The organism is Halostella pelagica (assembly GCF_004762015.1).
GTDB classification, from domain to species: Archaea; Halobacteriota; Halobacteria; order Halobacteriales; family Natronoarchaeaceae; genus Halostella; species Halostella pelagica.
In genome coordinates, this window is the sequence record NZ_SJES01000002.1 from 128,692 (window position 1) to 150,607 (window position 21,916).

Annotated in this window: 21 protein-coding genes and 1 tRNA gene; 11 read left to right on the plus strand and 11 right to left on the minus strand. The window is 63.8% G+C overall.

The window, feature by feature from the left end:
* The first annotated feature begins 151 nt into the window (after window positions 1-151).
* The 5 genes from EYW42_RS05090 to EYW42_RS05110 all read left to right on the plus strand — a co-directional run bounded on the left by EYW42_RS05090 (window position 152) and on the right by EYW42_RS05110 (window position 7,077).
* Window positions 152-1,483: a sodium-dependent transporter gene (locus EYW42_RS05090; RefSeq protein WP_135534179.1), complete on the plus strand. Its 1,332-nt coding sequence runs from the start codon at window positions 152-154 to the stop codon at window positions 1,481-1,483.
* 122 nt (window positions 1,484-1,605) lie between these two features.
* The gene (locus EYW42_RS05095) at window positions 1,606-3,006 is read left to right on the plus strand and encodes a sodium-dependent transporter (protein WP_135534180.1); all 1,401 of its coding nucleotides are present in this window, start codon (window positions 1,606-1,608) and stop codon (window positions 3,004-3,006) included.
* Window positions 3,007-3,105: 99 nt separating this feature from the next.
* Complete coding sequence (locus EYW42_RS05100) at window positions 3,106-4,650, plus strand: acyl-CoA carboxylase subunit beta (protein ID WP_135534747.1); 1,545 nt, start codon at window positions 3,106-3,108, stop codon at window positions 4,648-4,650.
* The gene (locus EYW42_RS05105; protein ID WP_310732939.1) at window positions 4,631-4,951 is read left to right on the plus strand and encodes an acc operon protein; all 321 of its coding nucleotides are present in this window, start codon (window positions 4,631-4,633) and stop codon (window positions 4,949-4,951) included. The genes EYW42_RS05100 and EYW42_RS05105 overlap by 20 nt, the downstream gene beginning before the upstream one ends.
* Window positions 4,952-5,232: 281 nt before the next feature.
* Window positions 5,233-7,077: an acetyl-CoA carboxylase biotin carboxylase subunit gene (locus EYW42_RS05110; protein ID WP_135534181.1), complete on the plus strand. Its 1,845-nt coding sequence runs from the start codon at window positions 5,233-5,235 to the stop codon at window positions 7,075-7,077.
* A gap of 194 nt (window positions 7,078-7,271) precedes the next feature.
* On the opposite strand, the gene EYW42_RS05115 is transcribed toward EYW42_RS05110, so the two are convergent.
* The 3 genes from EYW42_RS05115 to thyX form a co-directional block, all read right to left on the minus strand.
* Window positions 7,272-7,346 (minus strand) — tRNA-Glu (locus EYW42_RS05115).
* Window positions 7,347-7,417: 71 nt separating this feature from the next.
* Window positions 7,418-8,623 carry a helix-turn-helix transcriptional regulator gene (locus EYW42_RS05120; protein ID WP_135534182.1) on the minus strand — a complete coding sequence of 402 codons (1,206 nt, stop codon included), beginning with the start codon at window positions 8,621-8,623 and terminating at the stop codon, window positions 7,418-7,420.
* 101 nt (window positions 8,624-8,724) lie between these two features.
* A complete protein-coding gene (gene thyX / locus EYW42_RS05125) occupies window positions 8,725-9,468 on the minus strand; it encodes an FAD-dependent thymidylate synthase (RefSeq protein ID WP_135534183.1) in 744 nt (247 codons plus the stop codon).
* Window positions 9,469-9,710: 242 nt separating this feature from the next.
* On the opposite strand from thyX, the gene EYW42_RS05130 reads away from it, so the two are divergent.
* Window positions 9,711-10,310, plus strand: a complete 600-nt coding sequence (locus EYW42_RS05130; RefSeq protein ID WP_135534184.1) for an MBL fold metallo-hydrolase — start codon at window positions 9,711-9,713, stop codon at window positions 10,308-10,310.
* Window positions 10,311-10,382: 72 nt separating this feature from the next.
* On the opposite strand, the gene EYW42_RS05135 is transcribed toward EYW42_RS05130, so the two are convergent.
* The 5 genes from EYW42_RS05135 to EYW42_RS05155 all read right to left on the minus strand — a co-directional run bounded on the left by EYW42_RS05135 (window position 10,383) and on the right by EYW42_RS05155 (window position 14,349).
* A complete protein-coding gene (locus tag EYW42_RS05135) occupies window positions 10,383-10,685 on the minus strand; it encodes a HalOD1 output domain-containing protein (protein WP_135534185.1) in 303 nt (100 codons plus the stop codon).
* A gap of 301 nt (window positions 10,686-10,986) precedes the next feature.
* Window positions 10,987-11,262 carry a DUF5827 family protein gene (locus EYW42_RS05140; RefSeq protein ID WP_135534186.1) on the minus strand — a complete coding sequence of 92 codons (276 nt, stop codon included), beginning with the start codon at window positions 11,260-11,262 and terminating at the stop codon, window positions 10,987-10,989.
* Window positions 11,263-11,449: 187 nt separating this feature from the next.
* On the minus strand, window positions 11,450-12,052 hold the full coding sequence (sod, locus tag EYW42_RS05145) for a superoxide dismutase (protein WP_135534187.1): 603 nt from the start codon (window positions 12,050-12,052) through the stop codon (window positions 11,450-11,452).
* A gap of 124 nt (window positions 12,053-12,176) precedes the next feature.
* Window positions 12,177-12,869 carry a hypothetical protein gene (locus EYW42_RS05150; RefSeq protein WP_135534188.1) on the minus strand — a complete coding sequence of 231 codons (693 nt, stop codon included), beginning with the start codon at window positions 12,867-12,869 and terminating at the stop codon, window positions 12,177-12,179.
* Window positions 12,870-12,951: 82 nt separating this feature from the next.
* Window positions 12,952-14,349: a cryptochrome/photolyase family protein gene (locus EYW42_RS05155; RefSeq protein WP_135534189.1), complete on the minus strand. Its 1,398-nt coding sequence runs from the start codon at window positions 14,347-14,349 to the stop codon at window positions 12,952-12,954.
* A 164-nt stretch (window positions 14,350-14,513) separates the two neighbouring features.
* Here EYW42_RS05155 and EYW42_RS05160 point away from each other — a divergent pair, with 164 nt between their 5' ends.
* From EYW42_RS05160 to EYW42_RS05170, 3 genes are all read left to right on the plus strand, one after another.
* Window positions 14,514-15,407 carry a DUF7504 family protein gene (locus EYW42_RS05160; protein ID WP_449271866.1) on the plus strand — a complete coding sequence of 298 codons (894 nt, stop codon included), beginning with the start codon at window positions 14,514-14,516 and terminating at the stop codon, window positions 15,405-15,407.
* 156 nt (window positions 15,408-15,563) lie between these two features.
* Complete coding sequence (locus EYW42_RS05165) at window positions 15,564-16,340, plus strand: SDR family NAD(P)-dependent oxidoreductase (protein WP_135534191.1); 777 nt, start codon at window positions 15,564-15,566, stop codon at window positions 16,338-16,340.
* Window positions 16,337-17,353, plus strand: a complete 1,017-nt coding sequence (locus EYW42_RS05170) for a TIGR04024 family LLM class F420-dependent oxidoreductase (RefSeq protein WP_135534192.1) — start codon at window positions 16,337-16,339, stop codon at window positions 17,351-17,353. The genes EYW42_RS05165 and EYW42_RS05170 overlap by 4 nt, the downstream gene beginning before the upstream one ends.
* A gap of 101 nt (window positions 17,354-17,454) precedes the next feature.
* Here the strand turns inward: EYW42_RS05170 and EYW42_RS05175 are convergent, their stop codons facing one another.
* Window positions 17,455-17,697: a PRC-barrel domain containing protein gene (locus tag EYW42_RS05175; protein WP_135534193.1), complete on the minus strand. Its 243-nt coding sequence runs from the start codon at window positions 17,695-17,697 to the stop codon at window positions 17,455-17,457.
* Between the two features lie 241 nt (window positions 17,698-17,938).
* Here EYW42_RS05175 and EYW42_RS05180 point away from each other — a divergent pair, with 241 nt between their 5' ends.
* Window positions 17,939-18,676, plus strand: a complete 738-nt coding sequence (locus tag EYW42_RS05180) for a hypothetical protein (protein ID WP_135534194.1) — start codon at window positions 17,939-17,941, stop codon at window positions 18,674-18,676.
* A gap of 102 nt (window positions 18,677-18,778) precedes the next feature.
* Entirely contained in the window at window positions 18,779-19,786 is a 1,008-nt protein-coding gene (locus EYW42_RS05185; protein ID WP_135534195.1) for a quinone oxidoreductase family protein, read from the plus strand.
* 8 nt (window positions 19,787-19,794) lie between these two features.
* Here EYW42_RS05185 and EYW42_RS05190 read toward each other — a convergent pair whose 3' ends face one another.
* Together EYW42_RS05190 and folP are read right to left on the minus strand one after the other, a co-directional pair.
* Complete coding sequence (locus EYW42_RS05190; protein WP_135534196.1) at window positions 19,795-20,478, minus strand: 6-hydroxymethylpterin diphosphokinase MptE-like protein; 684 nt, start codon at window positions 20,476-20,478, stop codon at window positions 19,795-19,797.
* Window positions 20,479-20,612: 134 nt separating this feature from the next.
* Window positions 20,613-21,803, minus strand: a complete 1,191-nt coding sequence (gene folP / locus EYW42_RS05195) for a dihydropteroate synthase (RefSeq protein ID WP_135534197.1) — start codon at window positions 21,801-21,803, stop codon at window positions 20,613-20,615.
* Between the last annotated feature and the right edge of the window lie 113 nt (window positions 21,804-21,916).

Here is a 21,916-nt window from a genome sequence, read left to right on the forward strand (position 1 = left end):
AGAGAATCACGGCGAATGCTATCTATGTCCTCGTAGAAAATGACGGCGAGGGGTAGACGTATCTCTCATCGCGTTATCCTGTGACATTACTTAACAATGTTGGAATGAAGGGCCAGATACTTTGGTGGCAACGGTGGTTTCACGCATAGATATGCCAGAAAGAGAAGTCTGGGGTACCCGGATCGGATTCATCCTTGCGGCGGTCGGCAGCGCCGTCGGGTTGGGTAACATCTGGCAGTTCCCCTTCAAGACGGCGACGTTCGGTGGGGCAGCGTTTCTGGTCGTGTACCTGCTCGCCGCGGTCGCGATCGGTCTCCCGGCGATGCTCGCGGAGTTCGTCATCGGCCGGCGGTCGAATCTGAACGTCGTGAGCGCGTTCCGAGGGCTGGGACGCCGAGAGTGGCGGTTCGTCGGGATATTCGGCTTGATAACCGGGTTCTGGATCCTGTCGTACTACTCCGTCGTCGGCGGATGGGTGATCCGCTACATGGTCGGGAGCGTGACCGGCGCGTACTTCGGCGACCCCGCAGGATACTTCACCACTATCAACGCGGGACTCGCGACCGTCGGATTCCACGCCGTCTTCATGGCGATTACCGTCGGTATCGTCGCGTTCGGCATCGAGGACGGCATCGAGAAGGCGACGAAGGTGATGGTGCCGAGCATCATCCTGTTGCTCGTCGGTCTGGCCGTCTGGGCGACGACGCTGTCCGGCGGCGGCGAGGGGTACCAGTTCTTCCTCTCACCGGATTTCGGTGACCTGCGTTCCAACTGGACCGATATCGTTCCGTTCGCCGTGAGTCAGGCGTTCTTCTCGCTGTCGCTCGGGATGGGCGCGATGATCACCTACTCCTCGTATCTCGGCGCTGACGACAACCTCGGACAGGACGGCATCTCGATCGTCGTGCTCAACACGTTCGTCGGCGTGCTGGCGGGGCTGGTCGTCTTCCCCCTGCTGTTCGCACAGGGCGTCGAACCGGGTGAAGGGGGTGCCGGCGCGGTGTTCATCAGCATCGCACAGGCGTTCTCTGAGCTGCCGGCCGGCCGGGCACTCGGCGTCATCTTCTTCGGCGTCGTGCTCATCGCCGCGCTCTCGTCGGCCATCAGTCTGCTCGAAGTCGTCACCGCCTACGTCGTGGACAACTACGACATCTCGCGGCCGTCGACGGCGGTCGGACTCGGTCTCGTGCTGTTTCTCCTCGGCGTTCCGTCGGCGCTCGACATCGCGATGTTCACGTGGTTCGACGCTGTCGCGTACGGGGCGCTTCTGCCGCTTTCGGTCCTGTTGATCCTCGTCTTCGTCGGCTGGGTGCTCGCCGACGAGGCGCTCGACGAACTCCGCAAGGGGACGAACGGCATCCCCACGCTCGGCCCAGTTTGGCTGTGGACGGTGCGCGTCGTCGTGCTCGTCGCCGTGCTGGCGACGCTGATTCTCGGCGTGCAGGGACTCGCCGAAGACCCCGGAATACTGCCGCCGGTCTGAGTCGCCTCGGCCGCCGCTTTTCGACCGTCTCCGGGCGGGAGCTGCGGTGATGTGACATCGGTTTTCGGCTACCTGTTCTCGGTTCGCAACCCTCTTTTGCGCTCTCGTGAGACTGTTCCCCAGTGACGCGTGAATCCTGGACGACGCGAACCGGTTTCATCCTCGCCGCTGCGGGAAGCGCAGTGGGCCTCGGGAACGTCTGGCGGTTCCCCTGGATGACGGCCCAGAACGGCGGCAGCGCCTTCCTGATGCTGTACCTCGCACTGGTACTGATCGTTGGCGTCCCCGGACTCCTCGCGGAGTTCGTCATCGGACGCAGGGCGCGACGGAACCCGGTCGGCGCGCTCTCGTCGCTCTCCGAGTCGGACCGGTGGGGCGTCGTCGGTCTGATCCCGGTCGTTACGACGGTGTTTCTCCTCTCGTTCTACAGCGTCGTCGGCGGGTGGATACTCCGGTATCTCGTCGGAAGCGCGACCGGCGCGTATTTCGACGCACCGGGGGCGTACTTCGATTCGATCGCCTTCGGCCCCGAGGCAGTCGCCTTTCAGGCCGTCTTCCTGGCGGCTACGGCGGCCATCGTCTTCGGCGGCGTCCGGCGGGGGATCGAAGCCGCGACGAAGGTGATGATGCCCGCGATAGTCGTGTTGCTCGTGGGACTCGCCGCCTGGGGAACGACACTTTCCGGCGCAGGGGACGGCCTCAGTTTCTTCCTGTCGTTCGACGCGGCGTACCTGCGCGAGAACTTCTTCGACGTGCTCGGAGCCGCCACGGGGCAGGCGCTTTTTACCCTCTCGGTCGGTGCCGGAACGATGATCACCTACGCCTCCTACCTCGGCGAGGACCGGTCGCTGGCAGCGGACGGCGCGACCATCGCCGTGTTCAACACGCTCATCGGCGTCGTCGCTGGACTCGTCGTGTTCCCGTTGCTGTTCGCACAGGACCTGCCGGTCGGCGAGAGCGGGCCGGGCGCGCTGTTTGTCAGCCTCGCGGGCGCGTTCTCGACGCTCCCCGCCGGTCGCCTCGTCGGCGTGGTCTTTTTCGGCGTGATGACGCTCGCGGCCCTGTCGAGTTCGATCAGCATGCTCGAACTCCCCGTCGCCTTCCTGGTCGACGAGTACGACGTGGAGCGGCGGCGGGCCACGGCCGGACTCGCCGGCCTCTTTCTCGTCTTCGGGGCGGTGAACGCGCTCCGACCGGCGGTGTTCGACTTCGTCGCGTCGACACTGGTCGACCTGCTGCTCTCTCTCGGTCTGCTCTGTTTCCTGCTGTTCACCGGCTGGGTGCTGGGGACGGACGCGACAGAGGAGTTCCGTAACGGCGCGGGGTCGCTCGGCCGGGTACTCGCGTTACCGTGGCTGTACGTCGTCGGCGTCGTCCTTCCGCTTGGCCTCACTTTCACCGTAACGACGGGAGTTCTCGGGGTAGCGAACGTTTCGTTACCGTCGGCCGCGGTCGCCGCGCTGTCTGTCACAGCGGCGGTCGCCGCGTTCGTCGGTCTCCGCCGGTCCCGGTCGGTGCTGTAGTCGAACGCCGGACGCGACCTCCGCCTTACAGGAAACCTTTTCCATCTTCTGGTAGTGGGATCGGTCAACGATGAGACACGGGTGGTTCCGACCATGACGATGGAGGACCGCATCGAGGAACTTAGCGAACTCCAGGAGGAGGCTCGAGAAGGCGGCGGCGAGGCCCGGATCGAGTCCCAGCACGAGAAGGGCAAGATGACGGCCCGCGAACGGATCGAGTACTTCCTCGACGACGGGACGTTCAACGAGTTCGACCAGTTCCGAACCCATCGCTCGCACAACTTCGGGATGGAGGAAAAGCAGATCCTCACCGACGGCGTTGTGACGGGCTACGGGGAGGTCAACGGCCGGAAGACGTTCGTTTTCGCGCACGACTTCACCGTCTTCGGCGGGTCGCTTGGTGAGGTGTTCGCCGAGAAGATATGTAAAGTCATGGACATGGCTATGGAGGTGGGCGCGCCTATCGTCGGTCTGAACGATTCGGCCGGCGCACGCATCCAGGAGGGCGTCGCCAGCCTCGGCGGGTTCACGGACATCTTCCACCGCAACCAGAAAGCCAGCGGCGTGATCCCCCAGATATCCGGCATCATGGGCCCGTGTGCGGGAGGTGCAGTCTACTCCCCGTCGATCACCGACTTCGTCTTCATGGTAAAAGACACGAGCCACATGTACATCACCGGGCCGGGCGTCACGAAGACGGTCACCGGCGAAGACGTGACCCACGAGGAACTCGGGGGTGCGATGACCCACTCGTCCGAGACCGGGATCGCCCAGTTCGCCTGCGAGGACGACGAGGACGCGCTCGACCGGATCCGTCAGCTGTTGTCGTATCTCCCGCAGAACAACGTCGAAGACCCTCCCCGGGTCGAACCGTGGGACGACCCCGAACGCCGCGACGATGACCTGAAAGACATCGTCCCCGACAGCCCGCAGAAGCCGTACGACATGACGAACGTCGTCGACTCGGTCGTCGACGAGGGGTCGTTCTTCGAGGTGAACGCGAACTTCGCGAAGAACATCGTCGTCGGCTTCGGCCGGCTAGACGGCCGCTCCGTCGGCGTCGTCGCCAACCAGCCCCGGGTCAACGCCGGCACGCTCACCGTCAACTCCTCGATGAAGGCCTCGCGGTTCGTGCGCTTTTGCGACTCGTTCAACGTCCCCATCGTCACGTTCGTCGACGTTCCGGGCTACATGCCTGGCACCGACCAGGAGCACCGCGGCATCATCCGCCACGGCGCGAAACTGCTGTACGCCTACAGCGAGGCGACGGTGCCGCTTCTGACCGTCATCACGCGGAAAGCCTACGGCGGCGCGTACTGCGTCATGGCATCGAAGAACCTCGGCGCGGACGTCAACTACGCCTGGCCCACGGCCGAGATCGCGGTCATGGGGCCACAGGGGGCCGTGAACCTGCTGTACGACGACGAACTCGCGGAGGCAGAAGACACCGAGGCGCTCCGCCAGGAACTCATCGACGAGTACCGCGAGGAGTTCGCCAACCCGTACACCGCGGCGGACCGCGGGTTCCTAGACGACGTGATCGAACCGACCGAGACGCGGCCGCGACTCATCCAGGACTTAGAGATGCTCAGATCGAAACGCGAGGACCAACCCGATAAGAAACATGGTAACATCCCGCTCTGAGGCGGCGACCGCGGAGGAGGCCAATGGGGAGGTGCCGAACCTGCTCCCGGAGGACGTGTCGATAGACATTCCCGACGACGCCTCCGAACAGGAGGCCGCGGCCATCGTCGCGGCAGTGGGCGCACACATGCACGACCAGGAGCGTGCGGCCGCCGCCGCGGCCGAGAGCGAACCGACCTGGGAGGGCAAGCGCTGGACGTTCGCCGGACGTATCGAGGCGATGCAGGAACGAAACGTCCGCGTCCCGACCGAGGCCCCGACCGACGAGTGGACGGCCGCGGCGCGGGCCGACCGGTTCTGACCCGCGCCGTCGGTCGCCGTTACGTCTCGCGACGCCGAACGCGCAACCGAACCTCTTCGGGACGAAGCGTCACGTTCAGCACCGGGTCGAGGGCCTCCGTGACGCTCTCGACTGCTCGGAGGACACGGCATCCGTGCTGTTTCGCAAGCCCGGGCGGCGCTCGTCGACGCTGCGATCAGCGTGATGGGGCAGGCGACACGTCCGCCCATCTGATACGTCATCGCCGCGAACGGGAAGTTGCGAAAAAGTAAGGTACCCGCCTATTGAGGTTTCGTGTAGGAATGTTCAGGAAGGTTCTGGTCGCGAACCGCGGCGAGATCGCGGTTCGAGTAATGCGAGCGTGCGAGGAACTGAACATCGGGACAGTCGCCATCTACAGCGACGCCGACAAGAACGGCGGTCACGTCCGCTACGCCGACGAGGCGTACAACGTGGGGCCGGCGAAGGCGAGCGAATCGTATCTGGACCAGGAGGCGATCCTGGATGCCGCCCGGAAAGCCGATGCCGACGCCGTTCACCCGGGCTACGGATTCCTGGCCGAGAACGCCGAGTTCGCGGCGCGCGTCGAGGAGAGCGAGTTCACCTGGATCGGCCCGTCGAGCGAAGCGATGGAGCGGATGGGCGAGAAGACGGAGGCGAGAAAGGCGATGCAGGCGGCCGACGTCCCGATCGTTCCGGGGACCACCGACCCGGTCGAGAGCGTCGATGAAGTCACAGACTTCGGCGACGAACACGGCTACCCCATCGCGATCAAGGCCGAAGGCGGCGGCGGCGGCCGCGGCATGAAAGTCGTTCAGAGCGAGAGCGAGGCCGAAAACCAACTGGAGAGCGCCAAACGCGAGGGCGAGGCATACTTCTCCAACGACTCCGTCTACCTGGAGCGCTATCTGGAGAACCCGCGCCACATCGAGGTGCAGATCATCGCGGACGAGGAGGGGAACGTCCGCCACCTCGGCGAACGCGACTGCTCGCTCCAGCGCCGACACCAGAAAGTCATCGAGGAGGGACCGAGCCCCGCGCTCTCGGACGAACTCCGCGAGAAGATCGGCGAATCCGCCCGCCGCGGGGTTAGCGAAGCGGGATACACGAACGCCGGAACCGTCGAGTTCCTCGTCGAGGAGGAAGAGCGCCACCCCGACGAACCGCTCGGTCCGGACGCGAACTTCTATTTCCTCGAAGTGAACACGCGGATACAGGTCGAACACACCGTCACCGAGGAGATAACGAACATCGACATCGTCAAGTGGCAGATCCGGGTCGCCGCGGGTCAGGAACTCGGCTTCTCGCAGGACGACATCACCTTCGACGGCCACGCGATCGAGTTCCGCATCAACGCCGAGAACGCCGCGAACGACTTCGCGCCCGCCCAGGGCGGCGAACTTGAGACGTACGACCCGCCGGGCGGTATCGGCGTCCGGATGGACGACGCCCTGCGCCAAGGCGACGAGATCGTCACCGACTACGATTCGATGATCGCCAAACTGATCGTTCATGGGTCGGACCGCGACGAGTGCATCGCACGAAGCCTCCGGGCGCTCCGCGAGTACGAGATAGACGGCGTCGTGACGATCATCCCGTTCCACCGCCTGATGCTCACTGACGAGCGGTTCACGAACGGGACGCACACGACGAAGTATCTGGACGAGCATATCGACAAGAGTCGGATCGAGGACGCCCAGAATCAGTGGGGCCCCGAGGACATCAGCGGTGCCGGTGCCGAGGACGAAGAGGTCGTCGAGCGCGAGTTCACCGTCGAGGTCAACGGCAAGCGGTTCGAGGTCAACCTCGAAGAGCGCGGTGCGCCGCCCATCGCCGCCTCCGGCGGCGGAGGCGCTGGCGGCGCGACCGCCGAACGCCCCGATTCGGCCGGGGGGAGCGACGGCGACTCCGGCGGCACCGAGATAACGGGCGAGGGCGAACAGGTCGCCGCGGAGATGCAGGGCACGATCCTCGAAGTGAACGTCGCCGAAGGGGACGAAGTCGCTGCCGGCGACGTGATCTGCGTGCTGGAAGCGATGAAGATGGAGAACGACGTCGTCGCCGAACGGGGCGGCACCGTCACGCAAGTCGCCATCAGCGAAGGCGAGAGCGTCGACATGGGCGACGTGCTGGTCGTGATGGACTGATAGAGAACGCCCGGCGACCGACCCCCACCCGACTGTGCCGTCACCTTCGGGAACCGTCAGCGCGGCGGGATCTCGGCATTCTCAACCAGGCCTGCTCGCGAGAACTCCGTCCGAGAGTATCCGAACCGACAAACCGGATTTAGCTCGGCGAGCGGCACGGAACGCGTCGCTACGCGAAGTTGCGTCGACAGAAATGCTCCGGCAGGGATTCGAACCCTGGTCCTTGCCGTGAGAGGGCAAGATGATTGGCCGGACTACACCACCAGAGCGCATTAAATTGTAGGAGGTGTGGGTATTTTAACGGTTGCGTTTTAGTCACGCCGTGAGGCGGTTTCTCGTATCACTCATCGTCGAACGGTGACCCGGCGGCTTCGGGTTCGTCGCCGTCGAGGCTGATGATGTTTTCCCTGCCGACGCGGAGTTTGCTGATAGTCCCTTCCTCTTCCATGTCCGAGAGAAGCATACTGACTTTCGATTTCGACCATCCCGTCCGTTCGACGATCTTGACCTGCTTCAACCGGCCGTCGTTCTCAGTGAGGAGTTTGACGACTCGGTCCTCGTCAGAGAGGAACTCCTCGTTGTCGACGGGAGCATCCGACGCTCCGGTAGTTCGCGTCCTACTCGTTTCGTCGTCCTCGGACCGGTCCCCGCCCTCGTCGGATTCACCGAATAACGCGTCCCCGCGACGAAGCGCCACGACCGCGACGGCACCGACCAGAAGGATGGCGAGCGCGGCGGCGATAGTGAGGTCACTGCTCAGGACAGTACTTTCGTCCTCGTCGGGCGAGTCGGTGTTGCCCCCATCATCGGCGACGTTCTCCGTCGTGGGTGTCGCTGTCGTTTTGACGGCGCTCGGAGGGGCAAGGACGACGCGCGGGCGGTTGTCCGTGAACCGCCGTTCGCCGCGCCAGGTCACCGAATCGCTTTCGGACGGCGCTCCGTCAGACAGTTCGCCGTCCGGCGAGACGGACTCGAAGGTCAGGTCGTCGCTCGTCTCGATGACGAGCGCCTGCTCCGGGCCGATGTAGAGGCCGCTTTCGAACACGTCGCCGACGATAACGCGGTCACCGTCTCGCTCGGCGAACCCGCGCCAGGTGAACGACATTTCCACGACGCCCGTCGTGTCAGTCCCGAGTTCCTTGGCCACCTCGGCGCGCCGTGAAAACGCCGTGGCGTTCATCGACCGACCGGTCGCGTTCGTTCCCTTGTCCGCTAGCGCCACACCTTGTTGGCGGAAGTCCGTGAACAGTTGTGTCTCGTTCTCTTCGAACTCCTCGGCGAACTCCCGGAATTGTCTTTCTTCTGAACTGTTACCCAGTCGGCGCTCGAAGTGGAACGTCCACCGCGCTGACCCGTTCGACAGCATCTCGATCCGGAACTCCGCGTAATCGAACTGCTGGGTTCCGATCACGTTCGACTCTTCGGCCCGCGCAACGTCGGAACTGACGACGCCGCGTTCCTGCCCTCCGGAACCCGGATCGTACACGGCCGCTCCGGCGAGTGCGGCCACGCTGATCAGGAGAGCGATACCGAGCGCCCGATTCATTCGTGTAAGTGAAATCGGGGCGTTGTCAAAGGCTTTGCGACGTGCTTTGTATGAGAATTACTACATTTTAACCGTCTCTTTCCGACCGTGATCGCTCGGGGTTACGGTGCGAGACGGTTCTTTCGGTTTTTCATGTTCTCTTCGTAGTACTCGAACGTGATCGGACACCACTCCGCCGCGAGATCGAGAATGCGTTCTGTCATGTCTCGGATCTCCCACTGGCTATCGGCGGCGGCCCGCATATCAGCTACGTGCATCAACATCCTGGCGTTCATACTCATCACCATGTTCACCTCCGTCCCGATCGGGAGAACGAATCGTGCGTCCTCGGGCGGCATTCCCAGATCGAGCAGTTCCTGGTAATCCTCGACTGACTGACGGACGGACCGCTGGAACACTTCTTCGCGCTTCGCTACGGTGTCTTCGTCGACGGAGCCCGACTGCTGATTCCGCCCGACCCAGTCCGGGTCCGACGCAGAGGGCGGCGTGACCACCATCTCCCCCTCCTCGACATCGGCGGGGTCGACATCGTCGAAGGAGACGTACCGCATTGACTGCACGTCGAAACTGACGTGGCGGTGCCGAGTGATCTGGGCCATGCAGGAACGGCTGATTCCCTTGATGGCGAACGTCACCTGCGGGTGCTCGAACGGACCGAAGTGACCGTGGTCGAGGAGGTGGCCGATGAGCGTCCGCTTTCGCTCGTCCATCGTCTCACCCTCGACGGTAGACATGATCGTTTCGAACGACTGATCGCCGACGAACTCGCCCATGTAGTCGTTTCGCGCCGCCGTACAGATCACGCGCTCCGGGTCCTCAGTCGCCTCGAGGAGTTCGACTTTCATTACAGGGTTTCCACTCGTACTCTGCTGGTAAATGTTTCCTTCGGCACTCCTGCCACGCGCTCGCCGAGCAGACTGCGGTTCGCGAGCGGACGGGAGGAATGGTCGCGGACGCCTCTCTCGCGGACTGATGAAGTGGTCACGGATGGCCCCCGCGGATCGGCGAGCGATCCACAGCCGTCTCGGTCGAGGAGAACCGGTACGCAATAAGAAGTCCCAAGCATCGGTGACGAGTAGTGGTGGACATGATATCTAACCTGGCTGCCGACACGCAGGCGTTTACGAGCAACGCGTTTCTCGTCTCCGGCGACCGAACGGTACTCGTAGATACCGGGTCGAACTTCGATGTCGTTTCGAAGGTCAGAGAGCGCGTCGACGGACTGGATGCCGTCGTACTGACACACACCCATCCCGACCACATCGGTAACCTCTCCGAGGTCGTCGCCGCCTTCGACGACGGTCCGGACGGTGACGGGATCGAGGTGTGGGGGTACGACGGTTCGCGGGACGACGTGGACCGCGCCATCGCCGACGAGGAAACGGTCCGTCTGGGCGACGACGAGTACGTCGCCTTGCACACGCCGGGGCACAAGGACGACCACCTGTGTTTCTACTCACCGGACGCCGACGTGCTGTTCGCCGGGGACCTGGTTTTCCAGAACGGGAGTTTCGGCCGCACGGATCTGGAGGAGGGAGACAGGGAAACCCTGATAGAAAGCATCGATCGTGTGGCCGACCGCGTGAACGGGACGCTTCGGGAGATGCACACCGGTCACGGGCCGAGCGTCAGCAATGACCCGTACTCGCACATCGAACTTGCGGCGAAGATGGCGAGACAGGCCTGATTCCCGTCGGAAACTGAGAACCGAACGAGACGACAGGAACGTCAAGATGCGAGCAAGCAGGTGATCGAGGAGCTATTGTGGGGCGTCTTCGACGACGACCGTCCCGTCGCCGTACACGGTGACGGCGTATCCGACGTGCGTGAACGAGATGTGATCTGGCCCGTCCCCGGTTGACGGACGAAACAGCGAGTCGAGCGTGTCAGGGTCGATAGTCTCGTAGAGCGGCGGTAGTTCGAGCGGTTGAACGCCGGCGCTATCAGCGACGGCGGAGATCACGGTAGTACTCAGTAACTGGTCGCCCCCGAAATCGTGTTCGACCGCGTAGTCGGGCGTGTCCTTCGAGGACAGTGAAAGTGAGTTGCTTTTCGACGTCATCAAACTGTATCCCAACCTTACCGATTATAAACCTACGTCACTGTTTTTCTTTCAGAAGGGAAGCTCCGGCAGATTTTACCGCCGCAAGGTATGCTTGAAGGAAGTGTTTCGAGGGCTCTCGGGTAAAACGTCGATCTGCGGTTGAACTGGTGTTCGACGCCGGTTTCGGGTGGTACAACAGTGCTTGAACGCTGATCGACCGCCGCTGACGCTGTGGGTATCTCATACCGGTGGCTGTAACTTCGTAAAGATAACCAGACCCCGAGGGTCCGATATTCTTCAAGGAATTACGGCCGATATATCAGTCTTCAGTCTGTTTTAACCCGTAGTACCCCGGTTCCTCTTCCTCGCGCGGTTGCGCGACGACGAGATCGTCCGAATTGCGCATGATCCAGGGGATCGCCCAGTCGAGCAGGACGTTCTCGGTCTCCACGTCGATCTCTGCGTCCGGGTCGAGTTCCTGAAGCATTCGTGCGATCTCGTAGACGGTGTACATCTGCCCCGGTGCCAGCAGTTCGTCCGGCGTGTAGAAGTCACAGGGGTGTAACTGGTCGAACTCGTCTTTCGGAACGGGCATACGGACGACTACGGCGGAGGTGGGGGTAAATCGCACGATGTCGAGAGGCGGGTATCGAGGGTCTTTCGCGCCGTCGTATTCCCTCTGCGCTGTCGGACGATTATCAGAACGGACCCATCGCTCCGGCGTACGGTCACGAACGCGATAAAAATTCGAAGGTGAACGACTCGTCGCTACGCGGCGACGGTTACTCGAACAGCTGAACGACGTCCTGGTAGTTCTCGGCGGCCGCGTCCCAGTCGACTACGTCGAAGAACCCGTCGATGAAGCTACCGCGGTCCGGACCGTAGTCGTAGTAGTAGGAGTGCTCCCAGACGTCGAGCGCGAGGATCGGGTGACTACCCCACAGCGCGCCCTGGTCGTGCTTATCGACCGCGATGTTGCGCAGTTGCTTGGCGACCGGGTCGTAGACGAGAAGGGCCCAGCCACCCGCGGCGCTCGCGGCGGCCTCGAACTCACCCTTCCAGCCTTCGTAGGAACCGAAGTCCTCCTCGATGCGGTCGGCGAGTTCGCCTTCCGGCTCGCCTCCCCCGTTCGGATCCATGTTCTCCCAGAAGAGCGTGTGGAGGTAATGTCCACAGCCGTTGTGCGTGACGTTGCCGAGCGCGCCCGCAGTGCCGTCGTAGTCGCCGGACTCGCGGTTCTCCGCGAGCGTCTCCTCGGCGCTGTTCAGGCCGTTGACGTAGCCCTGGTGGTGCGTGTCGTGGTGCCAGGTGAGTACCTGTTCGCTAAGAGCCGGTTCGAGCGCGTCGTAGTCGTACGGAAGTGGTGGGAGTTCGTGGTCTGCCATAGTAAATTCCTCCAGAGAGACGTTCGCTAGGATCGTAGTTAAAACCACACGAACCGGTCAACGAACCCGGAAGCAGATTAAAGTAAGTATTGTTACATTAACCAGGCGGCCGTACATCCGCACGTTACTCGCTCGATTCCGAGGTTTTCGATCGAAGTAGCCGGGTCGCTACTCCGCCAGCGATACCAGTCCCCGCGACCAGCGCACCGAACCCGGGCATGCCGTCGCCAGTATCGGTGTTCGTTCCGTTCTCGTCAGGTTCACCCTCGACCGTGGGGCCGCTCCCGGTCGCTACCTCCCCGCGGTCCGGCGGAACCGTCTCTATCGTGAGGCGGATGAACTCGTCCGTGCAATCGCTCTTTCGAGTGATGATAAACGGCGTTCCCATTTCGGTCTCCCAGGTGGTCCCGTCAACGTACATTTCGACTTCCCGTCGCTGGGGGTCGTCCCGGATGCGGTCGACGAGCATACCGTTGTACCGCAGCGCCTCGTTTACCCCCCAGTCCATCTCGCAGTCACCCACGGCCGCCGGGATCGACCCCTGATCGTCCGGACGGTACGTGGCGATCATGAACTGTCCGACGTAGTTTCCATTCCAGGGATCGCCCTGTTCCTGCAAAACGATCTCCCGCGTCGCTTGGACTTCTCCCTCCTCCTCAGTTCCCTGCCCGTCGTCAGTCTCTTGACCGTCTTCCTCCGTTTCCTGTGCGGCAGCGCTGGTTCCCGTCCCGAAACTATACGCGATCCCGCTAACGCCGGCCAGAAACGTCCGCCGGCGGATCCGCAGTCGCCGTCGCTGGTGATGGTTCCCCGTCATTAGAATCTCCCAGTGGTAGTACGACAACGACCACCCTAACCGTTCGCATTACTAGGGTTTCGGAGAGGAACGCGACAGCCGTTCACTCGCCGCGCGCGGCCTCGAACATCGCTACCGCGGCTTCGCGCCGTTCGCCGTGGTCGACGATAGGCTCGGGATAGCCCGGCGCGGTGCGGTGCCGTTCAGTCAGGGTCAGGTCGGGCCAGTCGTGGATCTGTTCGGCGGTCGCGTTGGCGAGTTCGGGGACGTACTCGCGGACGTACTCGCCGTCGGGGTCGTACCGCTCGCCCTGCGTCATCGGGTTGAATATCCGGAAATATGGTTGTGCGTCAGTTCCGGTGGACGCGGCCCACTGCCAGCCGCCGTTGTCGTTTGCGGTGTCGTGGTCGACGAGTTTTTCCCGGAACCAGTCGTACCCCTCACGCCAGTCTATCAGCAGATCCTTCGTGAGGAAGGCGGCGACGAGCATTCGGACGCGGTTGTGCATCCACCCCTCCGCCCGCAACTGTCGCATCCCCGCGTCGACGATAGGGTACCCCGTCTCGCCGTCCTTCCAGGCGCGAAGCGCGTCCGGGTCGTCGCGCCAAGCGATGTCGTTCTCGTACGACTTGTAGTTCGACCGCACCACGTCCGGATGGAAATAGAGGACGTGCGTGTAGAACTCGCGCCAGGCGAGTTGCGACCGGAACTCCTTGACGGAGTCTCGTTCCGCCTCGGTCTCGGCTTCTGCGAGCGCGTCCGTCGTCGCGTCGTACACCTCGCGAACGCCGATGGTGCCCCACTTGAGATGGGGCGAGAGGCGGGACGTAGCCTCGTCCGCCGGGTAGTCACGGCGCTCCTCGTATCGGTAGATGTCTGACTCGCAGAACGCCCGGAGACGTTCGCGGGCGGGGGCCGTACCCGCCGGTGAGATGTCGGCCTCCGGGTCGTCGAATCCGAGGTCGTCTAGCGTCGGCAGTGCGTCGCCCTCTACGTCGGCGAACGCGCCCGCATCCGGCACGTCGTACGGCGCTCCCTTCTCTCGGTCGAGCCACTTTCGTCCGAAGTACGTAAACACCGAGTACGGGTCGCCGTCCGCGGTGGTGATAGCCCCGGGCTCGTGGAGGATCCCGTCGCGGACTGCCTCGCAGGAGAACCCGGCCTCGTCGAGCGAGCGCCGGACGGCGGCATCGCGTTCCTGTGCCAGGCCCGAATAGTCTTTCGCCCAGAACACCGCTTCCGCCTCGTACGTCTCGGCCAGTTCGGGGAGGACCACTTCGGGTTCGCCGTGTCGGACCAACAGGTCACTCCCGCGGTCGCGATATCGCTCGCGAAGCGACGACAACGCGTCCAGCAGAAACTCGACCCGTGGCGGCGACCCGTGTTCGAGCACGGCGGGATCGAACACGAACACCGGAACGACCGGACCGTCAGTGGTCGCCCGTGAAAGCGCCCGGTTGTCCGCCGTTCGGAGGTCCCGCCGGTGCCAGTGGAGCTGCATACGTACCGTGAGGACGGTGGGGAGAAAAATCCCGGGCCGCCATTCATGTAACACATATAACACCCACCAGTCATGTGCGTCCGCTGTTGGTTCAAATTGTAGTTCTATACAAAGTTTTATGCCATATCCTCGTGAACAGAAATCGCGTTTCAGTGGCTGGGAAAATGTCGATAACAAGAGGTGTACTCTCGAACGCGAATTCACACACCGTAATACTGACCAGACGGTTGAACACCGCTTCCCGGGAGACCTGTCTCAATATTGTCAGTGGACACCGTCCGACGGAGCGAAACGTGGTGGCAGTCACCTGTGACCTGTCTGCGGAACGCTTCGTCGATCGGTGGAGCGACTACGTCGGCGCGCCGCCTCTCACGTGTGGCATCGTCGACGTGGGAGAGCGGACGCGACCGACTGTTTCGGGAGTAGACCCAGACCAAGTCCGGACCGTCTCCGATCCGGGGAACCTGCAGCACCTCCACGATGCCGTCGAGGCGCATCTCAACGAACTGCCCGACGCGGATCGTACCGTCGTCTACCTCGATACGGTGAACGCCCTATTAGATCACGTTCCGATCCCGTCAGTAACCGGCTTTCTCGACAGACTCACGTCGTCACTGTCGGCGCTCGGAGCGGTCAGTTGTGCGTCGTTCGAAACTGGCAAACGCGGCGAGCGGATGATCCGACCCGTCACGGAGACGTTCGGCACGGTGTTCGAACTGGGGCGACTCGGCCGAAGCCTCGAACCGACTGACGACCAACTGTCCTCCGACGACGTGTTCGATGTACTTTCCTCCCGCTCACAACGGCTCGTACTGCGTAGTCTCCTGCGAGCGGAGGGAACGCTCCACGTGCGCGAACTCGCACAGCGTATCGCGGCCGCGCAGACGACCGAGCAACCGGATATCGAACAGATCGTCACCAGACTCCACCACATCGACCTGCCGAAACTCCGAGAAACCGGGCTTGTCGCCGTCGAGGACCGAGTCGTCTCCGCGACCGAGGTGGTCACCGAGGTGGAACCGTATCTCGCGCTGGCGCACCCGGACGAACGGAACTAAGCCGTAGCGGGCAGTCAGCGGTCGGTTCCCCGCCGAGACCGACGGCGCATCAGCGACACTCGGCCGCGCGTTTCCAGTCTGAACTGCGCGGCATCCGTACAACTTTATGAGAGTTGATCGTGTATTATCGGATATGCGCTCAGGAGAGGGTCAAACGTGACGGTCGAACAGTTCCACGTCGACGGCGAGACGGCGGTAGTAACGGGGGCGTCAAGCGGCATCGGAAAGTCCATCGCCGAGCGGTTCGCGGACGACGGCGTCGACGTCGTCGTCTGCTCCCGCGACATCGACAACGTCGAACCGATCGCTGACGGGATCGCCGAGAGCGACCGTCCGGGCGATGCGCTGGCTGTCGAATGCGACGTGACAGAGCGAGACGCCGTGGAGGCGCTGATAGCGGCGACCGTAGAGGAGTTCGGCGGGATAGACGTGCTGGTGAACAACGCCGGGGCGAGTTTCATGGCGAACTTCGACGACATCACGCCGAACGGGTGGGGGACTGTCGTCGACATCAACCTCACCGGAACGTATCACTGCACGCAGGTCGCCGGCGAACACCTGAAAGACGGGGGCGGTACCGTCGTCAACCTCGCCAGCGTGGCCGGTGAGCAGGGCGCACCGTACATGAGTCACTACGGTGCGGCGAAAGCGGGCGTGATCAACCTCACTCGGACGCTCGCTTTCGAGTGGGCGAGCGAGAACGTCCGCGTCAACTGCATCTCGCCGGGATACGTCGCTACGCCCGGCGTCGAGGCGCAGATGGGCGTGTCCGCCGACGAGGTCGACAGGGAGACGGTCGAGCGACGACTCGGCACCAGCGAGGAGATCGCCGACATCGCGCAGTTCCTCGCCAGTCCCGCCGCCTCGTACCTCGTCGGACAGTCGATCGCTCCGGCCGGCGTTCCCGACATCAAGGAGGATCCCGAGATATGACGGACGAACCGACGGCGGCCGACCGGACCGTCCACCTGCCCGTCGCGGCCCAGCCGAGCGTCGAGACGCTCGTCGACCTCACTCGACGGGCCGAAGACCTGGGATACGAGCGGGCATGGCTCCCCGAAACCTGGGGCCGGGACGCCGTCACGACGCTTACGAGTATGGCACACGGCACTGAACGGATCGGAATCGGACCGAGCGTTCTCAACGTCTATTCGCGGTCGCCGGCGCTTATCGCCCAGAGCGCGGCGACGCTTCAGGAGGTCGCGGACGGACGACTCCGGGTGGCTGTCGGTCCGAGCGGCCCCGCCGTCATCGAAGGCTGGCACGGTGTCGACTTCGACCGTCCCCTCAGGCGGACCCGAGAGTACATCGACGTGTACCGCACCGTTCTCGACGGGGAGACGCTGAACTACGACGGCGACGTGTTCGATCTCGCCGGCTTTCGTCTGCGCTGTGACCCGCCGGAACAGGTGCCACCCATCGACGCTGCGGGAATGGGGCCGAAGGCGGTGGAACTCTGCGGACGCTTCGCGGACGGGTGGCACGCGATCGTTTTCACTCCCGAGGGACTCCGGGACCGACTCGGGGACCTCCGTCGCGGCGTCGAACTGGGCGGTCGCGACATCGACGACGTGCGCGTGACGCTCTCTCTTCCTTGCTGTGCGCTTGACGACGGCGAGCGGGCGCGGGAACTCGGCGCTGAACACTGCGCGTTCTACATCGGTGGGATGGGGACGTACTACCGCGACTCGCTGGCCCGGCAGGGGTACGAGGACACCGCTCACGACGTCGCCACGGCGTGGGCGAACGGCGACCGCGACCGTGCCGTGGAACTCGTCGACGACGCGCTCCTCGACGACCTCGCCGCGGTCGGGACACCTGACGAGGTTCGTGACCGGATCCGGACGTTCGAGAGCATAGACGGAGTCGATGTCGTCGCCGTCAGCTTCCCGCGCGCTGCGACGGTCGATGATGCGCGGCAGACGCTCGACGCGCTAGAACCGTAGGAAACGACCGCTTTCGTCGTCGTTCGCCGGCAGTCCCGGAGAACGAACGGCAATCTATTCTGGACGGTGCTACGCTTCCGGTGAAACGGCGATACGGCCGCTTAGAGGTCTCGCCTTAGACGGATCTCGTCGTCAGTCACCGCGTCGACGTTCGCCTCCTGAAGGGGGTATGTGTCCTCGTTCGTGTCACCCCAGCCGAGTTTCGATTTGATCTTGTCTGTGACCCCGGGGTCGGGGTCGACGTGTGCCGTCCCACCGCGTACCTCCGTGACCATTCCAACTGTCTCGCCGTCGGCGTTGACAACGCTTTTGCCCTCGTCGTCGTCCGTGATGTTCGATCTCATTCCGGTTTTACCGGCGACGGAAGACGCAATAAGAGGACAGAATCGTTTCGTGAACTTGCCGGAGGAAATGACTACTTTCCGAAAACCCCATCCCCTCATCAGCCCGGTTTTGCAAGTAACGCTGGCTTACCCCGCTAGGCTGCTGGATATCAGTACAGATTCGGAGGGTCGCAGTTCGTAATTCCCGCTTACTGAAGGAAAGCAAGCGTTATCAACTTCCGGTCGTAGTCGGTGATAGCGAATGGCTGCCCCGACCGACGACCCCCGCGTTCACGACGAATACGTCGAAACGATTCCCTCCGACGCGTCTGCAAACGACCAGGCCGGCGACATCACCCTCGTCGGCGTCGTTCACGACCATCCCGCGAGCGTCCATCGGGTTCGTTCGCTGATCGGATCGAACGACCCCGCGACAGTCGCCCTCGAACTGTCGCCGCTTGCGATCCCCCTCTTCGAGGCGTACGCGACCGGAGAGCGAGACGAGGCTCCGCCCGAGTTCGGCGGCGAGATGAGCGCGGCGGTTCAGGCCGCAGACTGCGAGGTCGTCGGCGTAGACGCGCCGAACGCCGCGTTCGTCGTTCGCCTCGCGGCGCGGATACTGGACGAGCGGCCGGATCCTCGGACCGTCTACCGCGTCCTCCGCGGCACGCTCAGCGTGTCGCGTCACGCCCTACAGTGCCGCCTAGGTGCGGTCGTTGCCCAGCTTACTGGACGGACTATCGAACTCGACCGCCCCCTCGACCACGAGTGCACTCGCTGGGATCCCCCCGCGGAGCAAGCGACCGACGAGAAGCGACAGGCGAATCAGAGCCTCTCGCTCCTCCGAGCCTTCGAAACCCCGGAGCCGATGCATCTCCGGGACGCGACACGCGAAGAGTGCATGGCCGCTAAACTCGCTGACCTCCGGACGGCGGGAGACGTTCTCGCGGTCGTCGGCATCGACCATCTCGACGGTGTCACGGCTGCACTCGACAGCTGAGTCCCTTCCGTAGTCGGCTGACGCGCCGGCTATCGAGCGCAACTTCTCCGTAGTTTGTCACCGTTTACCGGCATTTATCGGCGATCCCGCCCTAGCGGTAACATGGACGTTGTTCAGGTCCAAGAGTTCGGGTCTAGTGACGTATTGAGTCTCGTCGAGCGGGAGCGTCCGGAACCCGACGAGGGCGAGGTTCGCGTCGCGGTCGAGGCGGCCGGGATCAACTTCGCCGACATCATGCAGCGTCGCGGACACTACCACGGCGGCCCGGAACCGCCGTTCGTCCCCGGAATGGAGGCGGCGGGCACCGTCGATGCCGTCGGCGAGGGCGTCGACCTGGACGAGGGACAGCGCGTGGTCGCGATGACTGACGGCGAGGCGTACGCCGAATACGTCACCACCGATGCGCAGTCGCTGTTTCCCGTCCCTGAGGGCATGTCGTTCGCGGAGGCCGCCGGCTTTCCGGTCCAGTTCCTCACCGCGCACAGTTGTCTGTTCGAGTGGGGCAGTCTGGACCCGGACGGCGGAGCGTCCGGCGACGGTTCGGACGAGCAGGCGGACCGCGTCCTGATCCACGCCGCCGCGGGCGGCGTGGGCACAGCGGCGGTACAACTTGCACACCGCGCGGGTGCCGAGGTGTTCGGCACTGCCAGCACGCAGGAGAAACGGTCACTCGCGGAACGGTTGGGCTGTGACCACCCCATCGACTACACGTCAGAGGATTTCGTCGACCGGGTCAACGAGATAACGGACGGCGAGGGCGTCGGCCTGGTGTTAGACGGCGTGGGCGGTGACACGTTCCGAAAGAGCGTCGACGCAGTCCCGCAGTTCGGTCAGATCGTCGCCTACGGCGCTGCGAGCGGCGAACCGGGACAGGTCGACACGGCAACGCTCCTGTTCGGCAATAAGACCGTGACCGGGTTCCATCTCGGCCGGGCCATGGTCGAGGACCCCGACCGCGTGCTCCGCGCCGTCCCCGACCTACAGCGCGGGTTACAGGCCGGCGAACTCGAAGTTGTCGTCGGTGAGGAGTTCGCCCTCGAAAACGCCGCCGAGGCCCACGAGTTCATCGAGGGTCGGAACTCCACCGGGAAAGTCGTCCTGCGGACCTGAATCGGTCGTCACTCCGGAATCGAGTCGATCCCGTCCCGCCGCCCGTCGAGTACGTCGAATCGCTCCTCCCGCCGACGTTCTAACCAACGGAGCAGTCGCTCCGCCCAGTCGAGTTTCTTCGACTTCACGGGATCGACGGCGTCGTCGTCAAAGTCCCACCCCGGAAACCGGAGTTCGGCCGCACCGAAGTGGTCAGCGAGGAAAGCACCCCGGTCGCCGTCGGTAAACCCCCCGAAGTTCCGTACCGGACCGGCCGGTTTCGCCTGCGTCGTCGGGAGAAGGAAATCGGGGTCGAACGAGGGGACGAACGACCGGACCGCCGGGCCGTTGTCGCCGTGGGCGTGGACGGCCACGGGAACGCCGCGTTCGGAGAGGTCGACCGCCGTTCCGACGTTTTTGTCGAGGTCCGTCACCATCAGATCGACGGCTACATTATGCGCTCGGAGTACGTCCGCGGCCGTGGAAGCCGCCACGACCACGTCAGCCTCCCGCGCGACGGAGGTTTCCGCAGAGAGCGACGGCCCCGCACCGGCGACGGCGACAGTCGACCCGTCGAACTCGGGGAGTCGGTCCGTATCGAACGGTGACACTAGTTCGGCGAGGCGGTCTCGGACGCGCTCGTCCGCCGACCGCTCGAAACCGAAATCGGCCAGGATCGCCTCGTAAACCGGGTTCCATTCGTCGAAATTCATAGCAGTAGCTGGACGTTAACCATCCTTAGGAACGCGTGATTTCGTGAGCCGGAATGGCTCCTCCAAGTACCCCTACCCGAGGGCCCTTCCGGCTACCAAGCGGGGCTACACATCCATCCGGCATAAGTTTTCTCTTACCCAAGCATGTCACGCAGTTGTCGTTCCGTCGGTCCGAACTCGGGGGCGCACTCCGCAGTAACGGCCGCGATAGCTGATAGATCTGCGGGCTTACCGGCCAGAAGCACCCCGTCCCCGCCCGTTTCGAACACGGCGGTCCGGTCGGCCGCGGCCGACGCGAGGGCGCGCCGCGCATCGCGTGTCAGTCCTGTCAGTTCGAACACCCGCATCGTACACGCTGTTGCCGCGTCCGGGTCTCCGCCGAGACGTTCGATGTGTCGCCGCGCCTCGTCGGTCGTCGTCACGTCCAGTTCCTCGATGCGGATGCCGTCGCCGTCGCGGATGCGCTCGCGGGCGAACGTGTCACCGACGAGCGCGGCGTCGCGTGTCTCTGCCACGTCGTGGGTCCGGACGATGTGCGCGCCTCGCTCGACGGCCATCGACGTTGCGGCGAGGCTCACCGGTAACGCCTCCTCCGTCGAACGGTCGTTGATACTCCGCAGGAAGTTCTTCCGGTTGATCGAGACGAGCATCGGGCGGTCGAGTCCGCGGAACTCGCGGAGGCGGCGGAACGTCTCGCGGTCGTCCTCTAGCGTCTTCTCCTCGCTCCACCCGCCGAAGGCGGGGTCGACGATGGTCTTGTCCGTGAGACCGTTTTGCTTCAGCGCGTCGTAAATATAGTCCGCGTAGCTGGCGTTACGCTCCCATTCGGCGGACCGTCGCTCCGCCCAGTCTACGTCTTCGAGGGCACCGGGTCGTTCCAGATCCGGCGGGCTAGCCATCTTGGCGACGGCCACATCGTACTCCCGGCACACGTTCGGCATATCGGGGTCGGCGAATCCGCAGATGTCGTTGACCATGTCGAATCCGCGCGAGAGCGCTTCGTCGGCTACCTCGGCGTAGCGGGTTTCGATCGAGAAGACTGCGTCGCCGCTCACACTCTCGATGGCGTTGACGGCGGTGTCTAGACGGTCTAGTTCCTCCTCTGCGGAGAGTACACTGAAGCTCTTGTTCGCCGATTCCAGGCCCACGTCGACGATGTCCGCACCTTCGCCGATCAGGTCCTCGTCCACGTACGCGGCCGCTTCACCGGGGTCGTCGTAGACGCTCGGGTCGTACGGCGACTCCTCGCTGACGTTTAACACGCCCATGATCCGCGGCGGGTAGTCGTCGCCGATCCCCAGCCCCGCGGCGTCAACGTTTCGCATGGCTGTACTGCGGGACCACGGAACCAAAAGGAGTGCGTTCCGAGCGAACCGCTCCCCTGATGTGACCGTTCGAGTCCCGGTCTCTCCGAGTCGTTGGGGGATGACCGCCCCCG

Coding starts and splice junctions, on each gene's coding strand:
- EYW42_RS05090 (WP_135534179.1), top strand. CDS start 152: ATGCCAGAAAGAGAAGTCTGGGGTACCCGGATCGGATTCATCCTTGCG.
- EYW42_RS05100 (WP_135534747.1), top strand. CDS start 3,106: ATGGAGGACCGCATCGAGGAACTTAGCGAACTCCAGGAGGAGGCTCGA.
- EYW42_RS05105 (WP_310732939.1), top strand. CDS start 4,631: ATGGTAACATCCCGCTCTGAGGCGGCGACCGCGGAGGAGGCCAATGGG.
- EYW42_RS05110 (WP_135534181.1), top strand. CDS start 5,233: ATGTTCAGGAAGGTTCTGGTCGCGAACCGCGGCGAGATCGCGGTTCGA.
- EYW42_RS05120 (WP_135534182.1), bottom strand. CDS start 8,623: ATGAATCGGGCGCTCGGTATCGCTCTCCTGATCAGCGTGGCCGCACTC.
- thyX (WP_135534183.1), bottom strand. CDS start 9,468: ATGAAAGTCGAACTCCTCGAGGCGACTGAGGACCCGGAGCGCGTGATC.
- EYW42_RS05130 (WP_135534184.1), top strand. CDS start 9,711: ATGATATCTAACCTGGCTGCCGACACGCAGGCGTTTACGAGCAACGCG.
- EYW42_RS05135 (WP_135534185.1), bottom strand. CDS start 10,685: ATGACGTCGAAAAGCAACTCACTTTCACTGTCCTCGAAGGACACGCCC.
- EYW42_RS05140 (WP_135534186.1), bottom strand. CDS start 11,262: ATGCCCGTTCCGAAAGACGAGTTCGACCAGTTACACCCCTGTGACTTC.
- sod (WP_135534187.1), bottom strand. CDS start 12,052: ATGGCAGACCACGAACTCCCACCACTTCCGTACGACTACGACGCGCTC.
- EYW42_RS05150 (WP_135534188.1), bottom strand. CDS start 12,869: ATGACGGGGAACCATCACCAGCGACGGCGACTGCGGATCCGCCGGCGG.
- EYW42_RS05155 (WP_135534189.1), bottom strand. CDS start 14,349: ATGCAGCTCCACTGGCACCGGCGGGACCTCCGAACGGCGGACAACCGG.
- EYW42_RS05160 (WP_449271866.1), top strand. CDS start 14,514: ATGTCGATAACAAGAGGTGTACTCTCGAACGCGAATTCACACACCGTA.
- EYW42_RS05170 (WP_135534192.1), top strand. CDS start 16,337: ATGACGGACGAACCGACGGCGGCCGACCGGACCGTCCACCTGCCCGTC.
- EYW42_RS05175 (WP_135534193.1), bottom strand. CDS start 17,697: ATGAGATCGAACATCACGGACGACGACGAGGGCAAAAGCGTTGTCAAC.
- EYW42_RS05180 (WP_135534194.1), top strand. CDS start 17,939: ATGGCTGCCCCGACCGACGACCCCCGCGTTCACGACGAATACGTCGAA.
- EYW42_RS05185 (WP_135534195.1), top strand. CDS start 18,779: ATGGACGTTGTTCAGGTCCAAGAGTTCGGGTCTAGTGACGTATTGAGT.
- EYW42_RS05190 (WP_135534196.1), bottom strand. CDS start 20,478: ATGAATTTCGACGAATGGAACCCGGTTTACGAGGCGATCCTGGCCGAT.
- folP (WP_135534197.1), bottom strand. CDS start 21,803: ATGCGAAACGTTGACGCCGCGGGGCTGGGGATCGGCGACGACTACCCG.